This window comes from Acaryochloris sp. CCMEE 5410 (genome assembly GCF_000238775.2).
GTDB lineage: Bacteria > Cyanobacteriota > Cyanobacteriia > Thermosynechococcales > Thermosynechococcaceae > Acaryochloris.
Window position 1 is genome coordinate 56,978 of the sequence record NZ_AFEJ02000001.1, and the last position, 23,218, is coordinate 80,195.

The 23,218-nt window shown below is 46.8% G+C and carries 13 protein-coding genes and 1 pseudogene; 8 read left to right on the plus strand and 6 right to left on the minus strand.

Translation table 11 applies throughout. From position 1 onward, the window contains the following. Nucleotides 1-53: 53 nt before the first annotated feature. Nucleotides 54-5,036 (minus strand): PAS domain S-box protein, encoded by a 4,983-nt coding sequence (locus ON05_RS00300; protein ID WP_029315025.1) that lies wholly within the window; start codon nucleotides 5,034-5,036, stop codon nucleotides 54-56. A gap of 143 nt (nucleotides 5,037-5,179) precedes the next feature. After that, nucleotides 5,180-7,231, minus strand: a complete 2,052-nt coding sequence (locus tag ON05_RS00305; protein ID WP_236618852.1) for a response regulator — start codon at nucleotides 7,229-7,231, stop codon at nucleotides 5,180-5,182. A 563-nt stretch (nucleotides 7,232-7,794) separates the two neighbouring features. On the opposite strand from ON05_RS00305, the gene ON05_RS00310 reads away from it, so the two are divergent. Then, nucleotides 7,795-8,223 carry a hypothetical protein gene (locus ON05_RS00310; RefSeq protein ID WP_010470024.1) on the plus strand — a complete coding sequence of 143 codons (429 nt, stop codon included), beginning with the start codon at nucleotides 7,795-7,797 and terminating at the stop codon, nucleotides 8,221-8,223. A 102-nt stretch (nucleotides 8,224-8,325) separates the two neighbouring features. Here the strand turns inward: ON05_RS00310 and ON05_RS00315 are convergent, their stop codons facing one another. Further along, nucleotides 8,326-9,636, minus strand: coding sequence for an ABC transporter substrate-binding protein (locus tag ON05_RS00315; protein ID WP_010470023.1), 1,311 nt, complete (start codon nucleotides 9,634-9,636; stop codon nucleotides 8,326-8,328). A 197-nt stretch (nucleotides 9,637-9,833) separates the two neighbouring features. On the opposite strand from ON05_RS00315, the gene ON05_RS00320 reads away from it, so the two are divergent. From ON05_RS00320 to gltB, 4 genes are all read left to right on the plus strand, one after another. Next, complete coding sequence (locus ON05_RS00320) at nucleotides 9,834-11,117, plus strand: inorganic phosphate transporter (protein ID WP_029315024.1); 1,284 nt, start codon at nucleotides 9,834-9,836, stop codon at nucleotides 11,115-11,117. Between the two features lie 550 nt (nucleotides 11,118-11,667). After that, on the plus strand, nucleotides 11,668-12,474 hold the full coding sequence (locus tag ON05_RS00325; protein ID WP_010470019.1) for an SDR family oxidoreductase: 807 nt from the start codon (nucleotides 11,668-11,670) through the stop codon (nucleotides 12,472-12,474). A gap of 363 nt (nucleotides 12,475-12,837) precedes the next feature. Next, nucleotides 12,838-14,658, plus strand: coding sequence for a bifunctional serine/threonine-protein kinase/formylglycine-generating enzyme family protein (locus ON05_RS00330; RefSeq protein ID WP_010470017.1), 1,821 nt, complete (start codon nucleotides 12,838-12,840; stop codon nucleotides 14,656-14,658). A 196-nt stretch (nucleotides 14,659-14,854) separates the two neighbouring features. Further along, nucleotides 14,855-19,444: a glutamate synthase large subunit gene (gene gltB, locus ON05_RS00335; RefSeq protein ID WP_010470015.1), complete on the plus strand. Its 4,590-nt coding sequence runs from the start codon at nucleotides 14,855-14,857 to the stop codon at nucleotides 19,442-19,444. Between the two features lie 96 nt (nucleotides 19,445-19,540). On the opposite strand, the gene ON05_RS00340 is transcribed toward gltB, so the two are convergent. Further along, nucleotides 19,541-20,128 (minus strand): Uma2 family endonuclease, encoded by a 588-nt coding sequence (locus ON05_RS00340; protein ID WP_010470013.1) that lies wholly within the window; start codon nucleotides 20,126-20,128, stop codon nucleotides 19,541-19,543. Between the two features lie 131 nt (nucleotides 20,129-20,259). Between ON05_RS00340 and ON05_RS00345 the strand changes: the two are divergent. The 3 genes and pseudogenes from ON05_RS00345 to ON05_RS00355 all read left to right on the plus strand — a co-directional run bounded on the left by ON05_RS00345 (nucleotide 20,260) and on the right by ON05_RS00355 (nucleotide 21,339). Further along, a pseudogene (locus ON05_RS00345) lies at nucleotides 20,260-20,508 on the plus strand (type II toxin-antitoxin system RelE/ParE family toxin). Further along, nucleotides 20,508-20,831: a DNA-binding transcriptional regulator gene (locus ON05_RS00350; protein ID WP_010470009.1), complete on the plus strand. Its 324-nt coding sequence runs from the start codon at nucleotides 20,508-20,510 to the stop codon at nucleotides 20,829-20,831. Before ON05_RS00345 ends, ON05_RS00350 begins: the two are co-directional and overlap by 1 nt. Nucleotides 20,832-21,081: 250 nt before the next feature. After that, nucleotides 21,082-21,339 carry a hypothetical protein gene (locus ON05_RS00355; protein WP_236618853.1) on the plus strand — a complete coding sequence of 86 codons (258 nt, stop codon included), beginning with the start codon at nucleotides 21,082-21,084 and terminating at the stop codon, nucleotides 21,337-21,339. A 62-nt stretch (nucleotides 21,340-21,401) separates the two neighbouring features. Here ON05_RS00355 and ON05_RS00360 read toward each other — a convergent pair whose 3' ends face one another. After that, on the minus strand, nucleotides 21,402-21,803 hold the full coding sequence (locus tag ON05_RS00360) for a fasciclin domain-containing protein (protein ID WP_010470006.1): 402 nt from the start codon (nucleotides 21,801-21,803) through the stop codon (nucleotides 21,402-21,404). A 79-nt stretch (nucleotides 21,804-21,882) separates the two neighbouring features. After that, nucleotides 21,883-23,178, minus strand: a complete 1,296-nt coding sequence (locus ON05_RS00365) for a CO2 hydration protein (RefSeq protein WP_010470004.1) — start codon at nucleotides 23,176-23,178, stop codon at nucleotides 21,883-21,885. Nucleotides 23,179-23,218 lie beyond the last annotated feature (40 nt).

Consider the following 23,218-nt stretch of genomic DNA (forward strand, 5'->3'; position numbering starts at 1 on the left):
ATTTGAGTGCTAGCCCTCCCAATACCAACTTAGACAAGACAATAGTATTGAAGCTACTCATGGGGTAAATAATGTTGGAGAAACACCATGATTTTTTCATCCTCAAAATTGTGAGCTAGAGAGATTAATTGATTAGCGAAGGGTGCTAACTGTGGTTTGGAGGCCACCAGGTCAGACGCCTCTCGACGTATTTGAGTCATGTTTCCAAGCATGGCAAGCTCGAACAGCCGCTGTAAACAGCCTTGATCTGGGACAATCAGTGCTGTTAAACCGCTGTCGTTAGTGGTTTGAGCCGCCGAACTAGACGCAAAATTCCATTCCAACTGTAAATACTCAGCTAGCAGATCATACAAAGTTATATCTTCTACAGGTTTAGGAATAAAAGCATCACACCCAGCATCTTGGCTTTGTTGTTGATCTACTGCTTGCACACTAGCAGAAATCGCAAAAATAGGAATGTTTTTTAATTCAGGAATCTGCCGGATTTCCTTGATCATTGCCCAGCCATCTTTATTAGGCATGACTAAATCACTTAAAATAAGCTCTGGTTTACATTCAATCGCTTTTTCTAGACCTTGTTGTCCATCCTCCGCCAACTCAAGGAGAAAACCTAGAGGTTCTAGCATTGCCACCAAAACGGTTCGGTTGACCGCACTATCATCAACAATTAATAACCGGCGTGGGGGGCCGTCATACCCAACAATGGGACCACCGATTGTCTGAGCGGGGACAAATTGTTCCGAGAATTTAAATGGAACTGAGAACCAAAATGTAGAGCCTTTCTCTACACAACTCTCCGCTTGAAGTGTTCCTCCCATCAATTCCACCAGTTGGCGAGATATGGATAGCCCCAGCCCTGTACCTTCAGCTCGCCGGTTCAGGTCTCCAACTTGCTCAAAAGGGTGAAAAATCTGCTCAATTTGGTCTGGAGAAATTCCGATACCTGAATCGGTGATGGTGAACTTAAGTCTGATTTGCTGGGACGTTTGTTGCTCGATCTCTACAGATAAAGTGACTTGGCCTTGATCGGTAAACTTAATGGCATTGCTCAACAGATTCAGAAGAATTTGACGAAGACACTTCTTGTCAGCCTGAATTCCTTGAGGTAGAGAGTCAGCAGGCCGATAGACAAACTGGATATTCTTTTCTTGAGCCCGAATTTGAACGAGGTTCACAATACTCTCTAATAGGGATGGAAAATGAATATCTGAGATATTCAGCTCTAGTTTTCTGGCCTCAATTTTGGCAATATCAAGGATGTCATCAATGAGTGTTAATAGATGTTCACCACTTTGATGAATGGTGTTTAAGGCTTGTTGATGACAGGGCAATATATTGTGATCGCGTTTGAGAATCTGAGCGTACCCCAAAATTCCATTCAGAGGTGTTCGTAATTCGTGACTCATATTGGCGAGAAAGTCACTTTTCGCTCGATTGGCCGCATCAGCTGCTTCTTTGGCAACTTGGAGTTCCTTCGTTCTCAGGACAACCCGATGTTCAAGCTCTTCATTGACCTGCTTCAGTGCTTGTTCAGCTTGTTTGCGATCGCTAATATCTTCGTAAGTCCCTAAAATACCAACCGTATTATCAAACGGATCTTTTAAGGGGATTTTATTGGTATCCGCCCAAACAGTGTCATTTTGCTCTGTGTTGAAAATCTGCAGTACATGTAGTTCAGGAATGCCAGTGGATATTACACGCTCATCATTTTGTTGGCGAGCGGCAAGGTGTTTGTGGGGCTTGGATAATGCATCATCCGTTTTGCCAATGACCTGCTCGGGAGAGTCGAGCCCCATAGATGCAGCAAAATTTTGGTTACATCCCAAGTAAATGGAATCATGGTCTTTCCAGTAGATAAGCTGGGGAATGTTGTCAATCACGAGGCGCAACAGCTGTTGAGATTCTCGCAATTGATTTTCAGTTCGTTTCCGGTCACTGATATTCGTAGAAACCCCTCCAATGGCATACACATGGCCTTGGGGGTCTAAGACTGGAAATTTATTGGCGATATAGGTGTGACGGCTGCCATCTGCATGGGTCACGACTTCTTCTATCGTTTGAGCCTGACCTGCAGCTATAGTATTAATGTCATTTTTTCGCAATTTTTCCGCAATCTGCCGGGAAAATAAGTCGAAATCGGTCTTACCCAGGAAAGTTTGGGGAGCAATGTCAAATAACTCTCCCAAGACTCGATTAAAGATGAGGTATTTCCCCTCTAAATCCTTTAAGTAGATTGCAGCGGGTGAATTATCAATCACTGCTTGCAGCTGCTTTTGACTTCGCCGGAGGGCGTCTTCTGAAGCTTGCCGTTCCATTTCCGCCCCGACCCGAGTTGCAAACAATTGGAGTACAAATTCCAAGTTACTGGTATCAACGGGTAAAGGCTTTGTATCAATAATCCCTAAATTTCCTATGACTTGTCCCTGGGAGTTTTTAATCAGGCAGCTAATATAACTTTCTCCCTGGGGAGATAAGTGCTTTGAGAGAGTGGGAAATTTAGCTGATAGAGCATTAGGGACACAACACCACTCATGTCGATAGGTTTCTAAACAAGGGGTGCCAGCTAAGTCGAAATCATAGGGAGAGGCAAAACTATCTCCAGTCCACATGGCCAAGACTCGGGATTGGGTCCAGGTGTCATCCTTTACCTTGGCAACAAATGCGTAGTGCACCCGAAAGATTTTCGCAAGGTACTGGACACAGGATTGATAAAAGTCTGAACCGGTTTTATCTGCAGTTCCTTTAACGATCGATTCAATTGCATTTTGTTGCTGTTTGCGGCGGGAGATATCACTCAAAGTTGTAATTAAAACTGGGTTGCGTTTGAGAGCTACTTTTCTAATTCGAATCTCTACTGGAAGAGAGACCATCGAGTCCTGGAAGTTTTTGGCAACATCTTCAAACTGGAGGCTAATTCCCTGTTCCGCTTGTTGAAAATGCTTTTGGAATAGCTGTAGTGAATCTTCAGAAACTAAATCCGTTAAATTCATCTGCAAAATCTTATCTCGCGTTAAACCATGGATATCCAATGTCCGCTGGTTTACATCTAGCAGCTGCCCTTGAAGGGTATGAATGTATATACCGTCATAGGCTGTGTTTAAGATGGTCCTTAAATCTTGTTGAGACTGCTTCAAGGCCAGAGTGCGACTACGAACGCGTGCTTCTAGTTCTGAATTAAGCTGCTCCAGCGCTTTAATTCCTTGTAATCTTTCTAGTTCTGCCCCCGCTCTAGCCCCGAAGATCTGCAAAATGGAATACGCAAATTCTCCATCAGGAATGGGAGAAGAACTTAAGCAGCATAAGACTCCGATGGGATTCCCTGCAGAGTTTTGCAGAATATAGCCGATGTAACTTTCTGCGTTCAGGTGAACCAAATCTGGATCTTCAGGAAAGGTCTCCTGCACCCCCCTTTCACAGCAGTAGGCACCATCCCTCAGAGTTATTTCGCAGGGAGTATGTGAGATGGGGTAGAGCACATTGGGCTGCATTTTGCCATCGGAGAAGAAAGCCAGGGTGGAAAGGTCTTCTCCATCCACTTGAGACAGCATCACTTCAGACATATTGAGAGTTGAAGCGATTTCTTGGACCAAGACTTGGAAGAAATCATCCCCTGTGACTCTGGAGGTTCCTTTAAATAACCCTGACAAAGCCAGCTCGGCTCGCTTGCGATCGCTGACATTTCGGATTAAAGCTAAAACTTGTCCTTGTTCAGATGGAAGGATGCGAGCCTCATAATATTGAGTGATATCATTCCTGGCAAGAGAATACTCGAATTGGTGAATCTGTTGTGACTCTAAGACTTCCGTCAAAACCTTCAGGAACTGTTTCGAGATTTCTTCAGGCAAAATTGACTGAATTTGTTTCCCCAAAAAGGCTTCAGGTTGATCAAATAGGTCATCTTGATAATGTCCTCCTTTGAAGCCCAATAATGTGCCATAGCTATTCACCCGCAGCAGCAAATCAGGGAATGTATCAAAAATGGCCTGTAATTCAGCATTGGAGCGCAGGATATCAGAGGAGTTTTCCTCCTGTTGTGCTCGACTTTGCTGTTGTTCTAAGGCAAGACCGGCGAGATCAAGTGCAATATCAAGAAATTTTTGCTCATATTCTGTGGGGACTCTGGAGGTTTTGAAATAAACTGCCATTATCCCTAGGACTTGGATTTGACTATCTAAAATTGGGAAAGACCAACAGGACTGAAACCCTTGGTCGATGGCGATTTGTTCTGCGGTGGTCAGAGGTGAATAGGTACTGAGTTCTGAGATCACGGGTTCCTTCGAATGAGCCGCTTGACTCAGGGGGCCACCTGTATCAGAAATTTTAATCCCCTCGACGATATTGCTCATCTCGGGTGGTAAATGAGGGGCAACCCCCAGACGTAAATAATGATAGGCATCAACCAACAGAACTGTCCCTCTACCCCCCAACAGATGGCATTCAAGACTATCCATAATTGTCTCTAATACTTCTAGACTCGGGGTCCCGGTAGCAAGTTGTTTAAGAATAGTCGTCTGAGCATCTTGCCAGCTCTCAATGTAGGCCTGTTGGGTCACATCTCGACTCACCATTAGCATTTGAGTGGGTTGGGCCAAAGAGAAAGACATTTCAGCAATAAAGGCTTCTCCTCCTTGGCGTTGGGCATATGTTTCACCTTGCCAGCCCTGATTGGGCAATAATTTGGGAAGAATATCTGTTTCTATTCGCCGGGCTTCTTCTTGGGAATAGAAGACTTGCCAAGGTTTCCCTAACAATAGCTCTGGGGTTGAATAGCCAAATAGGTTCAAATGCTGGGGATTAACGTAGGTAATACATCCGGCTTCGCATAGTGCGATCGCATCCGGTGCACCATCAAAAATAGAATATGGATGCGCATCTAAGCTGTTTCCGACCAAAGCTGAATGAGCTGGATCTGAGAGGGCAACTTGTTGTTCTAATTGATGGCAATACTCGACTAGCTCCTGGTGCAAAGAGTCCGATTCAACCAAAACCTGAGTTAAAGTGCTGAGGAGTTGTTGATTGCCCTTTAGATTCATCATCCTTCCCCTGGCAGAGCTACTCACTCCAGCATACCCTTATGATTTGAGATGCCCTCACGTCTAGAAATTTTGCTTCTCAGGCAGAATAACTTGCAAAAAGAGAATATTGAAGCTGAACCCATAAAATTATTACTAATTTAGGGTCATTGTACTGAGGTCCCCACCAGCGGCTCAATTAACTGAATGATGATATCAAACCGAAAATTTTCTGAAAGGGACAGCAATTGTTTGCGAATTACCTCATGTTCTGTCGGTAATTCGGCTAATAGATTGGCGGTGCGGTTAGGGTCAAGGCTCAAAGCCGCATCATAAAGATACTGAAGTTGGTCACTCTCAATGAACTCTAGCTGTTCTGAAGTCAGGGGAGACAACGTTTCAGGCTGTGGAGGACCCTCACCATCGTAGAGATATTCAACCCCTAAATGTAGGGCCAGTTTCTCAAAGATCTCGGATTCTTGAAACGGTTTACGGACAAAGTCATCAAAGCCTAAGGCCAACGCTTTTTCTTTATCTTCTTCAAAGGCAAAGGCTGTGAGTGCAACAATCACTGGAGTGGGTGCGGAATGATTTGCTTTAATCTGCTCCGTCGTCTCATAGCCATCCTGCCCTTCCATACGAATATCCATCCAAATTAGATGAGGATGCCAATCTAGCCACTTCGAAACAGCGGCCTCTCCACTATAGACAGCCTGAACTTCAAATCCCACCATACTCAGCAGCTTAGTCAGGAAACTACAGTTATCAGGCTGATCATCCACAATTAAAATTCGATAGACTGGCTGATTAGGAGCCAGACCGGTTACCTTCGCTTTTTCGACTAGGGATTTCTTTCCACAAGCCTGAGCCCGCTCCACGGGCACCGAAAATTTAAAGCAACTGCCAGCACCTAGGGAACTGGAAACAGACAAATTCCCCCCCATCAAAGATACAAATTGATGGCTGATTGCCAACCCCAAGCCTGTCCCTTCATCCACGACGCTTCGGGCCTGTTCTCCTTGTATAAAAGGGTGAAAAATATGCTCTAACTCGCTCACTGAGATGCCAGGGCCAGAATCTCGAACTTCAAAATTTAGCCAGTAGTGAGGGGTGAGAGGAAGATAAGGTTCCTCATTTAGCTTTGACTCAACAGTGGTTTGATGAATTCGAAAGGTGATATGCCCCTGCTCAGTAAACTTAATGGCATTGCTCAACAGATTCATTAGAACTTGGCGAAGCTTACCTTCATCTGTGCGTACATAATGGGGCAAGTCTGATCCCCATTCCAACTGATAATCCAGGCCTTTATGTTGAGCTTTGGTCGTCCAAATATCTTTTAGCGTTTTCAGTAATTCATGAAAATTAAATGTATCAATGTTTAGAACCACCTGTCCTGAGTCAATGCGGGATAAATCCAAAACGTCATTAATCAGTGCCAACAAGTGTTTGCCACAGCGATTAATGGTTTCTAATTCTTTGGTAAAGGACTGGAGCTGAGGTTCTCGGGCTAGCAATTGGGTATAGCCCAACACTGCATTCAGAGGGGTCCGCAACTCGTGGCTCATATTCCCCAAGAAAACGCTTTTGGCCTGATTTGCTTTGACCGCCTGCTGCTTAGCAATCGTTAAAGCCTGGTTTTGAGCAATCAGTTCTTGCTGTTGTCGTTCAATTTGTTGGTTCGCGACGATTTGTTGACTGTAGAGGGTGTCCAACTCTTTGTTTGTTGCATCTAAAGTCACTAAATCTCGATAGGAGCGCAAGGTTGTAATTACGGTTGTGAGTAACCGCTGTCGCGTGAGATCGATTTTTAAACGGTAGTCATTGATATCGTAATCCCTGATCACATCTAGTTCAGGCGCTTCACCGGGTTGCCCCGTCCTCAAAATAATTCGGATAATCTGATTATTTAAAGTCTTGCGAACATACTTCACCAGCTCTAGACCTGCTTGACTGGTTTCCATCACAACATCCAGGAGTAGCAAAGCAATATCAGGATGGTCGTGCAAAACTGTTTTTGCCTCAGCCCCTGAATAGGCAGACAGCAAATTCAACGGTCTATGTTCAAATTCAAAGGAACCACAAGCAAGAATAGTTGCTTCATGAACCTCTGGATCATCATCAACAATCAGGACTTTCCACGCAGGCAAAATAGAAGCGTTGGCTTGTTCGATGCATTCACTCGGGTCGTCTTCAATTACAAAGATAGGTGCATCAGGCATGAGGCTATCATCTGGATTGTACATTTCCCTGAACCAATCACCTGCACGTTAGTTGGACCATATAGCACCAACACTCTCATGGAAATAAAATAAGACAGATTAGAAGTAGCTTTAGCTGAGAAAGAAAGTTGTTAAACTCACTTGGGGCGAATCTATTATTCCCAATATCTATCTGATTCTACCGTAATCACAAAAAAGGATATATTTAACACCAAATAGGGCGCAAAACGTTAACTTTATCAACAATTCAACCTTCATCTATCAGAGCTATGCATTTAGCTTATTTTTTATCCGTCAAACTATGCATTGATGGAGAAAATAATTGATCAATCTAGTCTGTCTACTACGTCATAATAGGGTGTGATTTTAATCCCATTCATGTCTTATTTGTATGAGTAATGAAATGAACCCTGTAATGAGTGCGTTCATAATGGTTTGAGTCACCATAATGACTCATTTGATGTGTTTGATACTCACCTCAACTCGAAGTGACTGAAACGTACACTTTGGCTGAATAATGGGCATCCTAAGTAAGGAAGATAAGTCACAGGGCAATATTCAGTATGTTGCTAATTGATCAGGTAGACCTGGAAGCAAGAGGAATTACATGCCAAGGGGTTACCGAATTTGTTTTTTTAGATAAATGTTTTCAGAAGGGACAAACCTTTGAAAACTCCCAGCGGGAAAGGGCCATTGCTTCCTGTCGTCAAATGCTGGACGATGGTTTGATGAGCTTAATTGTAAATTATCAAAGCCATTTCACAATTTGGGTGGAATCTGAGCAGTCGCCATCTCCCTGTACATCTTCGTCGGCCACGCAGTCCTCCCATCCGAATGAGGCAGAAACCAATTCAGCAGATTGGAGTTACAAGCAAATCATGACCAAGCTCAATGAGCCGATTAACATGAAAACGGTGATGGCTAAATTGAATGAGCCCCTCAGCTTCAAGTCAATTTTTTCCAAAGCTGAAAAAAAACAATCTTCGGATTAAATTATTGGGCTAGGCAATTATAGGGACGACACCATAGTGACAAAAGACTTGATCTTCTTCTATCACTATGGCTGAAAAAAACGGTTAGATTATCAGGATTGATTATTCAGACGGTTGTACCTGGCCGATGACATTGAGTTTGCCATCCTCTTTAACGGTCCAAACATCATAGACCCCTAAGACATCTCCATTCTCATCAATATCGACGTTGCCACTAGCTCCTTGATAGTTGATCTCCTCACCTTTTTCTAGGAGTTTTAAGGCCTCACAAACATCAGTCGTTTCAGTTCCAGGGCCGTTAGCAACATCACGAAGCTTGGCTGCGATCGCATCTCCGGAATTGGACTTGGCGGCTTGGGCTGCCAGTAGTACCAGGGCAGTGGCATCCCAACTCTGAGGAACATAGGCCGGGGGGGCTTCATTCTTTTTAGACTTCCATAGCTCTGTCAACGACTCTAGCGCGGTTCCATTAGCACCGGGGACGGTTCCAATCGCTTTGGTAATAATAAATTTGCCATCACTGGTTTTACCCACTTGGCCAGCAAATTCATCAGACTTAACTCCATCCGTGAGCATCACCTGTACCCCTTCCATCAATCCTTGCTCATAGGCTGACTTTAAGAGTAGTGCTCCGGTTTCTGGATAGAGAATGGCCACCACAGCATCAGGTTTATTAGCAAAAGCTGCTGCAGCCTCTGTATCGAAGGTGGTTGCTTTGGGATCGTAACGGGTCGGTTTGGCTTCGTTGAGAATCGTACCCCCTAGCTTTTTGAAAGACTTGATAAATTCTTGTTCAAAGCTGACGCCATAGTCGTTATTGATAGCGACAGTAGAGACTTTCTGAAATCCTCTTTCCTGGGCCAACTTTGCTAAGGCTCGGGCTTGGTAGGTATCTGGTGGAGCCGTTCGTGCCCAATATTGGGTTTCACCGGACTTAAAATCGCCTTTCTGGGCACGATCCGTAAATTCTGTGCTGGTACTGCCAGGAGAGATGAGCAGAACTTTGTTGCGAACCGCCACATCAACTGCTGCTTGGGAGACGCTACTGGCAAAGGACCCAACCACTGCAGACACTTTTTTTACCTCTACCAGGTTGGTCATGGCCTGGCTGCCCTTAGTCGGATCGGTTTCATCGTCTTCAGACGTTAGCTCAACGGGCTTGCCATTCACGCCACCACAGGCATTTACGGTTTCCACCAGCAAAGGTACCGTATCAATCATTGGTACACCTAATGGTGCCAAGTCTCCTGTTGAGGGTAGTAGAGAGCCAATTTTTAAGCCCTCATCTTCTCCTGATCCGGGAGCATTGCCGCCGACTTGACAGGCACTTAACAATAAAACAGAGGCTAAAGCGGTAAACCGACGCAGTTGGCGAGGGTTTAGGGCTTGAAACAGTGCTTTTGGGTTATTCATGATGTATTCTTTTGATCCTCACCCGGTAGAGTCTTTCCGTTATCAATCGAATGGTATATCGCTAATGACGTTAAGTCTAAATTAAATCAGCAAATGCAATGGATTTGGGTAAAAGGGATGGATACCGGGGTGGGGTATGTATCCTCCAATTTTGCGATTACTGGAGCATCCCCAAAGAATCTTCTACCGGTTGGGCAATGGTTTTTATTCTTTTTGTCAGTGGACTAGCGTTTTATTTAGCCTGGAATTTAGGGGCCAATGATGTCGCGAACGCCATGGGGACATCGGTGGGTTCCAAAGCGGTTACCCTACGACAGGCTCTGGTGATTGCTGGGATACTTGAATTTACTGGGGCTATTGTGTTTGGCCGCCAGGTCATTCAAACTCTGACCCGCGGGGTGGTAGATGCCCAAGCCTTCGCTAACATGCCTCAAACCTTGAGTTTAGGCATGATGTCGGTGTTGATGACCTGTGGCCTATGGCTACAGATCGCCACTTGGCGAGGCTGGCCCGTGGCCTCTTCCCATGCCACCATTGGGGCGCTAGCGGGATTCAGTCTCGTGGCTCTGGGGCCATCGGCGGTGCAGTGGTCCATGTTGGGGATTATTTCTTTATCTTGGCTACTAACACCTGTTATCAGTGGAGGGATAGCAGCCTTAATCTACCGCCTTATCTCCCAAGGAATTCTGCAGTCACCGAATCCCCTTTCCCGCCTGAATGAATGGATTCCCTGGTTGAGTGCGGGCCTAGTCAGTATTTTTGGTGTGATTGTACTGCCTCAAGTCACCCATCCCCTTTACCAAGTGTTGCAAGCGCGTTGGCACTGGCAACTACCTGAGCAAGATCTTGCGATCGCAATGGGTCTCGCAGCAATCTTGACCCTATCGACCTGGAGTTGGAATAAACTCGATCGGTCTGCTGATTCCTACAATTCTTCTGATTCCTTCAACCTAGAGACTGACGCAGCCACGGTCGAAAGCCAATTGGCCCTTTTTCAAGTCTGTAGTGCCTGCTTTGTCGCCTTTGCCCATGGTTCCAATGATGTCGGCAATGCAGTGGCTCCCCTGGTCGTCATCACAGCTATTTTTGCGACTCAAGCCATACCCACTGCCGGAGCAGTGGTTCCCCTGTGGATCATGATTTTGGGTGGACTGGGGATTGTGGCAGGATTAGCGGTCTCAGGGAAAAACGTAATGGCTACCGTTGGCGAAAAAATTATTCCCCTGCAGCCCAGTAGTGGTTTTTGTGCTGAATTGGCCGCAGCCACAACGATTCTTCTCGCGTCTCGATGGGGACTGCCTGTCTCTACGACCCATGCTTTAGTCGGTGGTGTGATGGGTATCGGCTTATCGCAACGGGGACAGACTATTCAGTGGGCTACCCTGAGGCAAATTGCTGGGGCTTGGGGCCTCACGTTACCGATTTGTATGGGGATAGGAGCACTTTTGTTCTCTGGACTACAGTTCCTCACCGGATTGTAGCCGGAATGTGCTCCTCAGAAATGGATGATAGGTCTCCTCTATTCTCAGATTTAAAGTGGGGCAATCTTCTCCCGGATATGGACCTGAGTGTTAGCAATCACTGTTCCTAGGAAGACGCTCCATTCATATTTAATCTGAGAAATATATGTACTTATGTTGCTGCGATAAGAATATTATAAAAATTATTGCAAGTAGTTGATTTAATTGCTAGCTTGTGCATGTAGTGAAAAGCACCTCATGTTGAATATGTTGTCCACCGTGAAAAGGATGCAAAATGTAGTGTTCAGCACAAGCTAAATTATCTTGTGCTTACCTCAACCTTGAGGAGTCGATTGGATGCTTCAAGGAAAAATGGCCATTAGTTTTGCATTTTTGTAACTATATTTCTCAGAAAAGATTTTAATTTTTTTTACCTCGCTTTTTGAGGTCTATTAACAAATTTTCATCTCAAGTCATTCACTCACCTATTCTGTCGAGCGCTTTCAAGGATAGGACTGCAGTGAATGAACGAAATGCCCCATTCGTTGACCATTGTGTCGGGAGGTATCCCATGAAAATACAAGGAAAAACTGCACTGATTACAGGTGCATCCCGAGGGATTGGCCGTGCGATCGCACAAGAATTAGCCCAGCAAGGAATAGAAAAGGTTATCCTAGTTGCTCGAAATCAAGCCCGCTTACAGGAAGTCGCCACAGAAATAGAAGCCATCGGCACCCAGGCGGTTGTTCTTCCCCTGGATCTGACTCAAACGGTAGAGGTGAATATCGCCATTGCCCAGACTTGGAAGCAACATGGCCCCATCCACTTACTCGTGAACTGTGCTGGGGTGGCTCATCAGGCCCCTTTCCTGCAAACTAAGCTTCCCAAGGTACAGGAAGAGCTGTCTCTGAATCTCATGGGCATTTACAGCATGACTCAGGTCTTGGCGCGACGAATGGCCAGTAAAAAAGAAGGACGAATTGTGAACGTTTCGAGTTTGATGGGGAAAATCGGTGCCCCAACCATGGCCACCTACTCCGCCACCAAATTTGCAATTTTGGGCTTTACCCAAGCTCTGCGCACGGAGCTGGCTGCTCACAATATTAAAGTCACAGCCTTGTTGCCATCTCTCACAGAAACAGATATGACTCGCAATACCCAACGGTTTCGCTGGGTTGCAGCAATGACGCCCGAAAAAGTGGCTAAGGTCTTAGTCAACAGTCTGGCAAAGGAATCTCCCGAAATTCTAGTGGGTTGGCAAAGCCATTTAGCTGTTTTGGGTAACCGATTTGCCCCCAGACTTTTGGAATGGTGGCTTCAATTCACCGCACCTCGGTCTGCACAACCTAAGAAGTCCATCTGGAGTCGAGGGTATTAATGTTTGGAGCCAGTGGGAAGCAATATTATTTCCCGCTGGCTAATGCCTGCAGACTTTTGAGTTCCCTGGGGCCATCTACTGCAAACTCAGTCTTCATTGCAAGCTAATCTCAAAAAGATATTGCCAATATTCGTATCGCCTGAATGGCACCGTGCTCACTGGAGAAATCTAGCTTAAAGGGTGCAATTCAGGTCAAAATCCTCAGGATTAACAAATGCCAAAATCAGGAGATGAACACCTATAGAGATGTTCAGAAATTAAATCCACATAATTCATAAATCGAATTGTAAATTTGCGAACATATATAAATCAGCAACCCTCGGTACTCTGATAGTTACGGGAAGTTTCTATGGTCCAGATTAGATGGTCTATTGTCTGAACCCGGATTGCCAGAAACCAGTCAATCCCAATCTCAATCAACAGTGCCAATGTTGTGGGAGATCTCTTAATTTACTGCGGCATCGATATAAGATTCTCGAACCTTTAGGCCAGGGAGGATTTGGGAAAACCTATTTAGCTGAAGATATTGATAACTTCAATGACCTTTGTGTGGTCAAGCAGTTGATTTGCCCAACCCAAGATCAACATGTAGAAAAGAAGCTACAGCTCTTTTTACGGGAAGCACGGCAGCTTCAGAAGCTCAAACAGAACCCGCAAGTTCCGAGTTTACTCGCTTATTTTGAGGACAATCAACATCCCTATTTAGTTCAAGAATTTGTGGATGGCCAAAATCTGCAAGAGGAGCTAGAGCAAGACGGTATTTTTAATGAGGATAAAATCCACCATCTACTGCTGGATCTCCTCCCTATTCTGCAGGATATTCATGAGCAAAATATCATTCACCGAGATCTTAAACCCGTCAACATTATGCGACGGTATGCTGATCAACATTTAGTTCTGATCGATTTCGGGATTGCTAAACAAGATAGTTTTTCAAAACTGATGCAATCTGGCACCATTCTAGGCACCGAAGGGTTTGCTCCTTTGGAGCAATTTATCGATGGCAAAGTCTGCCCCGCTAGTGACCTATTCAGTTTAGGCGTTTGTTGCTTTAATTTATTGACAGGCATATACCCGGATCATCTCAAGCACCTCCAAGGCTATGCCTGGGTGAAAGAATGGCAAAACCATTTACCCCAACCCATCAGCCAAGAGTTAGCCACCATTATTGACAAATTATTGCGTATCAAACTATGCGATCGCTTTGCCTCTGCCGATGAGGTTCTAGCCGCCTTAGCTACAGTCTCACCCAAGGGTGGAGGTAATGATTTAACCTTTCCCACAACCAACTGGCCCACAGCTATTTCCACCTACATTTCCCCTCGGTACAGGCAAAGTAGGGTGTCTCTTCTCTCTTCTGCTTTAAAGCCCTTTAGTTATGAGGGGCTGGAAGTGGATCCACAGGGAAAATTTATTAATCGCACCCAATATCTGGGTCAGCGGTTCTTAGAAGACCTAGGAAATGACGTCATCGAAATGGTTGCAATTCCGGCAGGGCAGTTTTGGATGGGATCTGCAGACCATGATCCCCAACGATATGGTGATGAAGGTCCACAGCATAAGGTTTCGATTGCCCCGTTTTACTTGGGTAGGGTATTGATCACCCAAGCCCAATGGCAACAAATTATGGGCAGTAACCCATCTTCCTTTCAAGACCCTAAACGTCCCGTAGAACAAGTGTCTTGGATAGACGTGGTGGAATTTTGTCAGCGTCTCTCCCATCGAACTGGGCGACCCTATCGATTACCCAGTGAAGCTGAATGGGAATATGCTTGTCGGGCCGGGACAACCACTCCTTTTCAATTTGGAGCCAGCATCACCTCCGATCTCGCCAATTTTGATAGCAATCAAGCCCATGATTCTGGTCCCCAGGGACAGTATCGAAAACAGACGACGGAAGTGGGGTGTTTCCCCGCTAATGGGTTTGGGCTCTATGACATGGCTGGCAACCTGTGGGAATGGTGTCAAGATACTTGGCACAGCAGCTATCACAATGCCCCGAATAATGGCAGTGCTTGGGAGGAAGACGATAGTTCCTATCGGGTTCTGCGGGGTGGTGCTTGGATCTATTCCGCCCGGTACTGTCGATCCGCTGCTCGATACTATGTCTCCCAGGACTGCAGCAATTTCTATATTGGCTTTCGAATTGCCCTGTCGACCCTAGCCCCTGAAGGAGTGGCCTAGATAGCCATCCCCCTGGACATTCGTGGATTTGATTTCCTTGAATTTGCATTAAAACCTACGGTTAATTTAGTTTCTTCGTAGGAGAATTTAGATTGACTAGAGTTAAAGCTTATAATGCTGGTCTCAGGATTCTTTCCCTTAGGCTGTGGATAAGCGGCCTAGTCCAGTTACAGTTCGAACCTTCAGATCACCCAATATGAACAGCAATACCACTCCTGCCCACCAAGGTCTCTACGATCCACAATTTGAGCATGATGCCTGTGGGTTGGGGTTTGTCGTTCATCAGTTGGGTCAAAAATCCCATGACATTATTGAACAGGCCCTGACCATTTTGGTGAATCTGGATCACCGGGGAGCCTGTGGCTGTGAAACCAATACGGGTGATGGCGCGGGCCTGCTGATGCAGATCCCCCATGGTTTTTTCCAGAAAGAAGCAGCTCGCTTGGGATTTGAGCTGCCAGAACCCGGACAGTATGGGGTCGGGATGATCTACGCATCCCCCGATGCCCAAGAGCGGCAAGCCAGTCGCCGTGCCTTTGAGCAGGTTGCTACCCAAGAAGGCCACAAGGTCCTGGGTTGGCGAGACGTACCCACGGATAATTCCTCCTTGGGTAACACGGCTAAGGCCAGCGAGCCCTTTATGGAGCAGGTCTTTATCCAATCCAGTCCTGATGTGAAGGATGATATGGCCTTTGAGCGCAAGCTGTATGTGCTGCGCAAGCTGTCCCACAATGCCATTCGCCCCACCGGCATTGATGGACATTGGTACATTTCCAGCATGTCCTCCCGCACTATCGTCTATAAGGGCATGTTGATGCCGATTCAGGTGGGGCAGTATTATCCCGACCTCCATGATCCAGATATGGAATCGGCCTTGGGATTGGTGCACTCGCGATTTAGCACTAATACCTTCCCCAGCTGGGACCGGGCTCACCCCTATCGCTACATTGCCCACAACGGCGAAATCAATACCATGCGGGGCAATATCAACTGGATGCTAGCTCGCCAGTCCATGTTTGAGTCAGAGCTATTCGGCGAGGATATGGCTAAAGTTCAGCCCGTGATTAACGTGGATGGCAGTGACTCCACCATTTTCGATAACACCCTAGAGATGCTGTTCTTGGCGGGACGCTCCCTTCCCCATGCCGCCATGATGATGATTCCCGAACCTTGGACGGCCCATGAGTCCATGAGTGCCCAGAAAAAAGCCTTTTATAAGTACCATTCCTGCTTGATGGAGCCCTGGGATGGTCCTGCGTCCATCTCCTTTACCGATGGCACCATGATTGGGGCGGTTTTGGACCGGAATGGCTTGCGGCCCTCTCGCTATTACGTCACCAAAGATAACTTGGTAATTATGGCCTCAGAAGCTGGGGTATTGCCCATTGAGCCGGAGCGAGTGGCGAAGAAAGGCCGCCTCACTCCTGGACGGATGTTTGTGGTGGATATGGCGGCAGGACGGATTATTTCCGATCAGGAACTCAAAGATCAGATTATTTCTGAGCATCCTTATCAGGACTGGTTGGATCAACAGATGGTGAGTGTTGATCAGCTCCCTGCAGCAGACGCTGCTCCCGAATATGATGCTGAAACTGTTCTGCAGCGGCAGATGGCCTTTGGCTACACCTTTGAAGAATTGCGAATGCTAATTGCCCCAATGGCCAATAACGGGGTAGAGGCGATTGGGGCCATGGGAACGGATACCCCCCTAGCGGTGCTTTCTAATAAACCGAAGCTGCTGTACAACTATTTCCAGCAATTGTTTGCCCAGGTGACCAATCCCCCGATTGACTCGATTCGGGAAGCAATTATCACTTCTCCTGAGACTACTATTGGCTCTGAGCGTAATCTACTCAAACCTGAACCAGAAAGCTGTCATCTTCTAGAACTCAAAACGCCCCTCCTTACTAATGCGGAGCTGGCCAAAATTAAAGCCCTGAATGGCGATCCGTTTAAGTCGGTGACCCTGCCAATTTTATTTGATCCCAATGCTGGGGTGCAGGGCTTAGAAGCGGCCATGAAGGGCATTTGTCAGCAGGCAGACGATGCGATCGCAAACGGTACCAGTCTGATCGTATTGAGCGATCGCAACTTGGATCATGACCATGCTCCTATCCCTGCCTTATTGGCTGTCTCTGGTCTTCATCACCATTTAATTCGGGAAGGAACTCGGACTCGGGTAGGTCTGGTGTTGGAGTCCGGTGAACCCCGTGAAGTTCATCATTATGCGGTTCTGATTGGCTATGGCTGTGGTGCCATCAATCCCTATGTTGCCTTTGAAACCATTCACGACATGATTCACCAGGGGCTGATGGTGAATATTGATCCGAAAACGGCCTGTAAGAACTACATCAAAGCCGCCACTAAAGGCGTGATTAAAGTAGCGTCCAAGATCGGAATTTCCACCATTCAAAGCTATCGCGGCGCTCAAATATTTGAAGCCATTGGCCTGAATAAATCAGTAGTGGACAAATACTTTAGCTGGACGGCCTCTCGCATTGAAGGGGCAGATTTAGAAGTCCTGGCAGAAGAAGCGATTCAACGCCATCGCCATGCCTTCCCTGAGCGCGATGTGGAAGTCCATACCCTGGATGTGGGAGGGGAATATCAATGGCGCAAAGAAGGGGAAGCCCATTTATTTAGCCCCCAGGTGATTCATACCCTGCAGCAAGCCACCCGTGCCGGGGACTTTGACCTGTTTAAGAAATACTCAGCCTTGGTAAATGAGCAGAATGAGCAGCTCTTTACCCTACGTGGTCTACTGGAGTTTAAAGATCGCCAACCCATCCCCATCGAGGAAGTTGAACCAATTGAGGAAATTACCAAGCGGTTTAAGACCGGAGCCATGAGCTACGGCTCCATCTCCAAAGAAGCCCATGAGTCTTTAGCCATTGCCATGAACCGTGTGGGTGGCAAGTCTAATACCGGGGAAGGCGGTGAAGACCCGGAACGCTTTACCTGGACGAATGACCAGGGCGACTCTAAAAATAGCGCCATTAAACAGGTGGCTTCCGGCCGCTTCGGCGTTACCAGCCTCTATCTATCTCAGGCCAAGGAAATTCAAATCAAAATGGCTCAGGGGGCTAAGCCAGGTGAAGGCGGTCAGCTGCCAGGGCGTAAGGTCTATCCCTGGATTGCCAAGGTGCGCCACTCCACGCCGGGGGTGGGTCTGATTTCTCCCCCACCCCACCACGATATCTACTCCATTGAGGACTTGGCAGAGCTGATTCACGACCTTAAAAACGCCAATCGAAGTGCCCGCATCAACGTCAAGCTCGTCTCAGAAGTGGGCGTGGGCACCATCGCCGCTGGGGTCGCTAAAGCCCATGCGGACGTGGTACTTGTTTCTGGTTTTGACGGGGGCACGGGAGCCTCACCCCAAACCTCCATTAAACATGCCGGACTGCCCTGGGAGCTAGGGATTGCCGAAACCCATCAAACCCTAGTGCTGAATAATCTACGTAGCCGAATTGTGGTAGAAACGGATGGTCAGCTAAAGACAGGCCGAGATATTGTGATTGCCGCTCTCTTGGGAGCGGAGGAATTTGGTTTCTCCACTGCCCCCCTGGTTAGTCTTGGCTGCATTATGATGCGCGTTTGCCACCTCAACACCTGCCCCGTGGGCGTCGCCACCCAAGACCCACAGTTGCGGGAGAAATTCTCGGGTGATCCTGCCTACACCGTTAACTTTATGAAGTTTATAGCCCAGGAAGTGCGGGAACTGATGGCCCAACTGGGATTCCGAACCCTAAATGAGATGGTGGGCCGTTCAGATGTCTTAGAACCGCGCCGCGCTATCAATCACTGGAAAGCCAAGGGATTGGACTTCTCTAAGATTCTCTATCAGCCGGATGTCTCTGACGATATCGGTCGTTACTGTCAGATTCCCCAGGATCATGGTCTAGAAAAGTCCCTGGATATGACTACCTTGCTGGATCTGTGCCAGCCTGCCATTGAGAAAGGCGAGCAGGTCAAAGCCACCCTGCCCATTAAAAACATTAATCGGGCGGTGGGGACTATACTCGGCAACGAAATCACCAAACGCCATTGGGAAGGACTGCCTGAAAACACGGTTCACCTCCATTTCCAGGGTAGTGCGGGACAAAGCTTTGGCGCCTTTGTGCCTCCTGGTGTCACCCTGGAGCTAGAAGGCGACGCCAATGACTACTTTGGCAAGGGCCTGAGTGGCGGCAAGATTATGCTTTATCCACCTAAGGAATCAACCTTTGTGGCCGAAGAAAATATTATCGTTGGCAATGTCGCCTTCTATGGGGCCACCAGCGGTGAAGCCTATATTCGTGGCATTGCGGGAGAGCGCTTCTGCGTGCGGAATTCTGGGGTGCGAGCAGTTGTGGAAGCCGTTGGCGACCATGCTTGTGAATATATGACGGGCGGTCAAGCCGTGATCCTTGGACCTACGGGTCGTAATTTTGCTGCTGGAATGAGCGGTGGAGTAGCCTATGTCCTGGATGAGGCTGGAGATTTTGCGACCCGATGCAATACGGAAATGGTGGGTCTAGAGTCCCTGGAAGATCCTGAAGATATCAAGGATCTGAAGGAGGTGATTCAGCGCCATGTGGACTATACCCAGAGTGAGAAGGGGGCTAGGGTCCTCGCGGATTGGGAGGCGATGGTCCCTAAGTTTGTGAAGGTAATGCCTCGGGATTATAAGCGGGTATTGCAGGCGATACAGACTGCGATCGAGGATGGCTTGAGTGGGGATGACGCCTTGTCAGCCGCCTTTGAGCAAAACGCTAAAGATGTTGCCAGAATTGGGGGGAGTTAATACTCTTCAAGCAAAGTGATGAGTAAAGTGGTTCCCACTGATTTGCCAATACTTCGAAACTACTCTAGAAATCTAGGCATTATCAGTTAATGGGATTTAAGTATTTCTGCTGAAAATAATGTTTAACTTTAACTCAAAATCTGGCAAAGTCTCTCCACCTGAGAGGGTTTTAGGGTTGTGCAACACTTCAACCATTCGATTAGGACGATAGATTTCTACCCGGAGCGTTTTGGGATTGATTAACCATCCCAAAGAGCAGCCATTATCAAGATATTCCTGCATCTTGGCCTGCAAAACTTCTATATCATCTGTTTCTGAAGCTAATTCCAACACAAAGTCAGGGCAAATAGGAGCAAACCCCATACGCTGCTCTGGCGTCAAAGCATCCCACCGTTCTTGCTTCACCCAGGCTGTATCGGGCGCACGAGTATTGCCATTGGGTAGCTTAAAACCCGTAGAAGAATCAAACACCATGCCCAGCTTTTTACGCCGGTTCCAAATCCCTAAGTCAATGGTAAATTCTGCATTGCGGTTTCCCCCCTCACTTCCAGTTGGTGACATGATAATCACTTCTCCTTGGGCAGTCCGTTCCATGCGCAGATCAGGATTGGCACGGACCAATTCCAAAAATTGCTCATCGGTTACGTACAGAGTTTGGGGGATTTTAACGGGGACATTGACCATTATTCTAGATGCCAGTAAGGTAGGCTCTATTTTTAGTTTTAAGCTTAAACTTGAGGATTAGGACGTTGTATTACGTTTCATAACATTAATTCGTAATTGCACAAACACAGCATGGACTGGTTGATGCCGATTTGGGTGGCGTCATCAAACAGCGTATCGCTCGAAAAGGGCAAGGCAAATCAGGGGGGTAACGCACCATTATCTTTTTTCAAGAAGGAGATAAATCCTTTTTTATGTATGGGTTTGCCAAGAATGAACGCGACAATATTACCCAGGACGAGTTAGCCGCTTTCAAAAAAGCAGCAAAAGAGTATCTTTCACTTACTGAAGCTCAAATAGCCACATTACTTGATAACCAAGCCATGACAGAGGTGATGTGATGAGTAAACCCACACAATACAAGTCAGATGCCTTTGCGGCTATTCACGAATCAATGGAAGCCCTGCACCAAATCGGTGCCATTAGCAAAACAACCATGCGTGAGTTTGACGAAACTTGCCTCACACCTATTCAGCCGATGTCTCCTGATGATATTCGAGCTTTGCGAGAGCATGAACATGCCTCGCAACCTGTGTTTGCCCACTACCTCAATGTTTCTAGCAATCAAGTCTCTGATTGGGAGAGAGGTGTTAAAAAACAAAGTGGTGCGGCCATGCGCCTTTTGACGATTGTAGACAAGAAAGGACTACATGCGATCGCATAAATAAACGCTGCCAAAAAACAGACAACCCAGTTTGAGAATAGAATGCTCAAACCTCCAACTCCAATTTCTCACATCCACTCCGCCTTGCTAGTGACCGTAAGAACATTTCTACCGATTTGGATTTAAATACTGAATTATCGATTTCAAGCCTGAAGAATTCGCTGTCAGTAAGAACAACTATTTCATTCTTGAAATTGATAAATACGATTCCGTGATTTCTCTGTTCAATTCCTAGAGAAATGATCAGATGATGCTAGTGGACAAATCCTCACAGACACAGATGATGTTGACAGAAATATTAGCCGAAGCTTTAGCCGTGACTTCCGATAACTTGCTCTTGGCAAAATTAATGTTTGATTGTGCGAGTGAAGCGACGGATGAACTCAGCTTAGAAGCCAGACAAAGATTAGGACTCGTTCAAGCTGGGCTTTCGTTGGCATTTGAAGGCTTGGAATGCGATGAGTTACAGGAATTGATCCAGCAGGCGGATATTTATTGCGAACTTTAAGGGTACGCCTTTTTACCAAGACCTGATGAAAAGGAGTTGTGATGCTTAAAAGTGGTCTTCGGCTACCCCATCAGTAGAACTCGATCTAATACATGGATGATGCCATTATCCGCTTCAATATCAGCGGCGATCACCGTGGCATTTTTCACTTCAAATTTCTCAGCGGCTCGGATGGGAATAGGGGAACCTTCCACGGAGACCACTGACTCTAGCTCTTGTAGATCCGCCTGAGTGAGCTTGCCAGGGACGACATGAAACGTCAAAATTCGGCTGAGTTGGGGGATATTTTGCAGCAAGGTGTGGATAGTGCCGTCAGGGAGCTGGGCAAAGGCATCATTCACCGGGGCAAAAACCGTGAAGGGACCCGGACTCTTTAAGGTGTCCACTAAATCCGCTGCCTGTACGGCTGCAACCAACGTCGAAAAGTCATCAGACCCAACCGCAATATCAACAATATCCGCCATTATTCGAAACTCCTTTAACCGCAAATTTCAATAAATTTAGCAGTCAATGACTGCTGAGAAGGGATGAAACACACAAGGCCTAGCGATAGTCTTGGCGTTGAATATCCATTAACCGAGCTTCAGGGCGCTTAAACCGATCCAGTTGGGATTCAAAGAAGTCGCGATTGGCCTGTAGATGTTGAGGATCTTCATCATCCAGGGGATAGAGGAGTGCCTGGCGAAGAGCCTGAATCACGGCTGAAGTGACGCAATACATGGACCGCTGAAAGGTAACCCCCAGTTGAATCAGCGTATCGTCCTCGCCTCGGCAATATTGTTGGTAATAGTCCACCAAGTAGGGAGGAAGAAAATGGAGCATATCCTGCATCAGCAGTGTAGGCGGGATACCAGCCGAGCCAACGGGAAACACATCGGCATAGAGAATACCGTAGTGGAAGTCTTCTTGGTTTTCTGGAACCTGTTTGGCTTGGGCATTGTAGGATTTCGTGCCTCGAAAAGGAGAGGTGCGATAGAACACCGCTTCCACATAAGGAAGGGCTGCTTCATAGAGCCACATAAACCCTTTGGATTTGGGGATAATTTCGTAGCACTCACCCCGAATATAGACATGGTGATAAATGGGACGACCTGCGATCGCAAAGATGCCATTGACCAAAAAGTTCATTGCTTCTGGCACCGACGTCAACTTGCCTTCATCGTAGAGATCCGACATCTCGAAAAAGACAGGAGCCATCACTTCCCAGAACAGACCCAAGTTGGAGTAGTAGGATAGCTGCCGCACCTGCTCTATAAACATATCGGGAAACAGCTTATACAGCCCCAGCATGACTGGGTTGCCTTTGAAGTAAACCTTAATCGCCCGATCGGCATTGGCGACATACTCATCCGTATCCAAATAGGGGTCAAACTGACCTCCCATATTGCGATGCCAGAACATGGCCCGCATACAGGCTTCCGCAAATTCCATATTGATGCGGTCATGCCACAGGTGATGCAGTAGCTTAGGCAGTTTACGCTTGACCTCACCCTTTTCCATAAATTCCAGCAATTCTGGATGAGCGGTGGCCTCGCCTCGCCAGATCCGCAAATCGGCATCATCCCCGGCATAGTGATTGTGCAGATCCAGGTACTCTTTGGGTAAGAAATACTTGAAAAAAGGCAACGGCTCTAAGAATACCTGCTCAGCGATATAGAGCAAGTTGCGCCAGTAAAAATCCATCGGCACGGCATAGGCTTTGTAAATCCCGATAATCTGCTTAAGGTTTTCTGGCGTATCCGGTAGCATCGCCCCACCCGCTTCCAGGCGATGAATAATATCAGCGAATTGATGCTGGGAAGGAGGGAGTTTGGTTGGTGTCGAAGTCGGGGCACTCATAGGAATTGCGGATGACTAACAATAAATTAAGAGGGAAAGA

Bases quoted from the DNA above. Each gene is read 5' to 3' on its own strand.
- ON05_RS00330 (WP_010470017.1), top strand. From the start codon at position 12,838: ATGGTCTATTGTCTGAACCCGGATTGCCAGAAACCAGTCAATCCCAAT.
- ON05_RS00365 (WP_010470004.1), bottom strand. From the start codon at position 23,178: ATGAGTGCCCCGACTTCGACACCAACCAAACTCCCTCCTTCCCAGCAT.
- ON05_RS00300 (WP_029315025.1), bottom strand. From the start codon at position 5,036: ATGATGAATCTAAAGGGCAATCAACAACTCCTCAGCACTTTAACTCAG.
- ON05_RS00355 (WP_236618853.1), top strand. From the start codon at position 21,082: ATGCTAGTGGACAAATCCTCACAGACACAGATGATGTTGACAGAAATA.
- ON05_RS00315 (WP_010470023.1), bottom strand. From the start codon at position 9,636: ATGAATAACCCAAAAGCACTGTTTCAAGCCCTAAACCCTCGCCAACTG.
- ON05_RS00305 (WP_236618852.1), bottom strand. From the start codon at position 7,231: ATGCCTGATGCACCTATCTTTGTAATTGAAGACGACCCGAGTGAATGC.
- ON05_RS00320 (WP_029315024.1), top strand. From the start codon at position 9,834: ATGGTTTTTATTCTTTTTGTCAGTGGACTAGCGTTTTATTTAGCCTGG.
- ON05_RS00360 (WP_010470006.1), bottom strand. From the start codon at position 21,803: ATGGCGGATATTGTTGATATTGCGGTTGGGTCTGATGACTTTTCGACG.
- ON05_RS00340 (WP_010470013.1), bottom strand. From the start codon at position 20,128: ATGGTCAATGTCCCCGTTAAAATCCCCCAAACTCTGTACGTAACCGAT.
- ON05_RS00350 (WP_010470009.1), top strand. From the start codon at position 20,508: ATGAGTAAACCCACACAATACAAGTCAGATGCCTTTGCGGCTATTCAC.
- gltB (WP_010470015.1), top strand. From the start codon at position 14,855: ATGAACAGCAATACCACTCCTGCCCACCAAGGTCTCTACGATCCACAA.
- ON05_RS00310 (WP_010470024.1), top strand. From the start codon at position 7,795: ATGTTGCTAATTGATCAGGTAGACCTGGAAGCAAGAGGAATTACATGC.
- ON05_RS00325 (WP_010470019.1), top strand. From the start codon at position 11,668: ATGAAAATACAAGGAAAAACTGCACTGATTACAGGTGCATCCCGAGGG.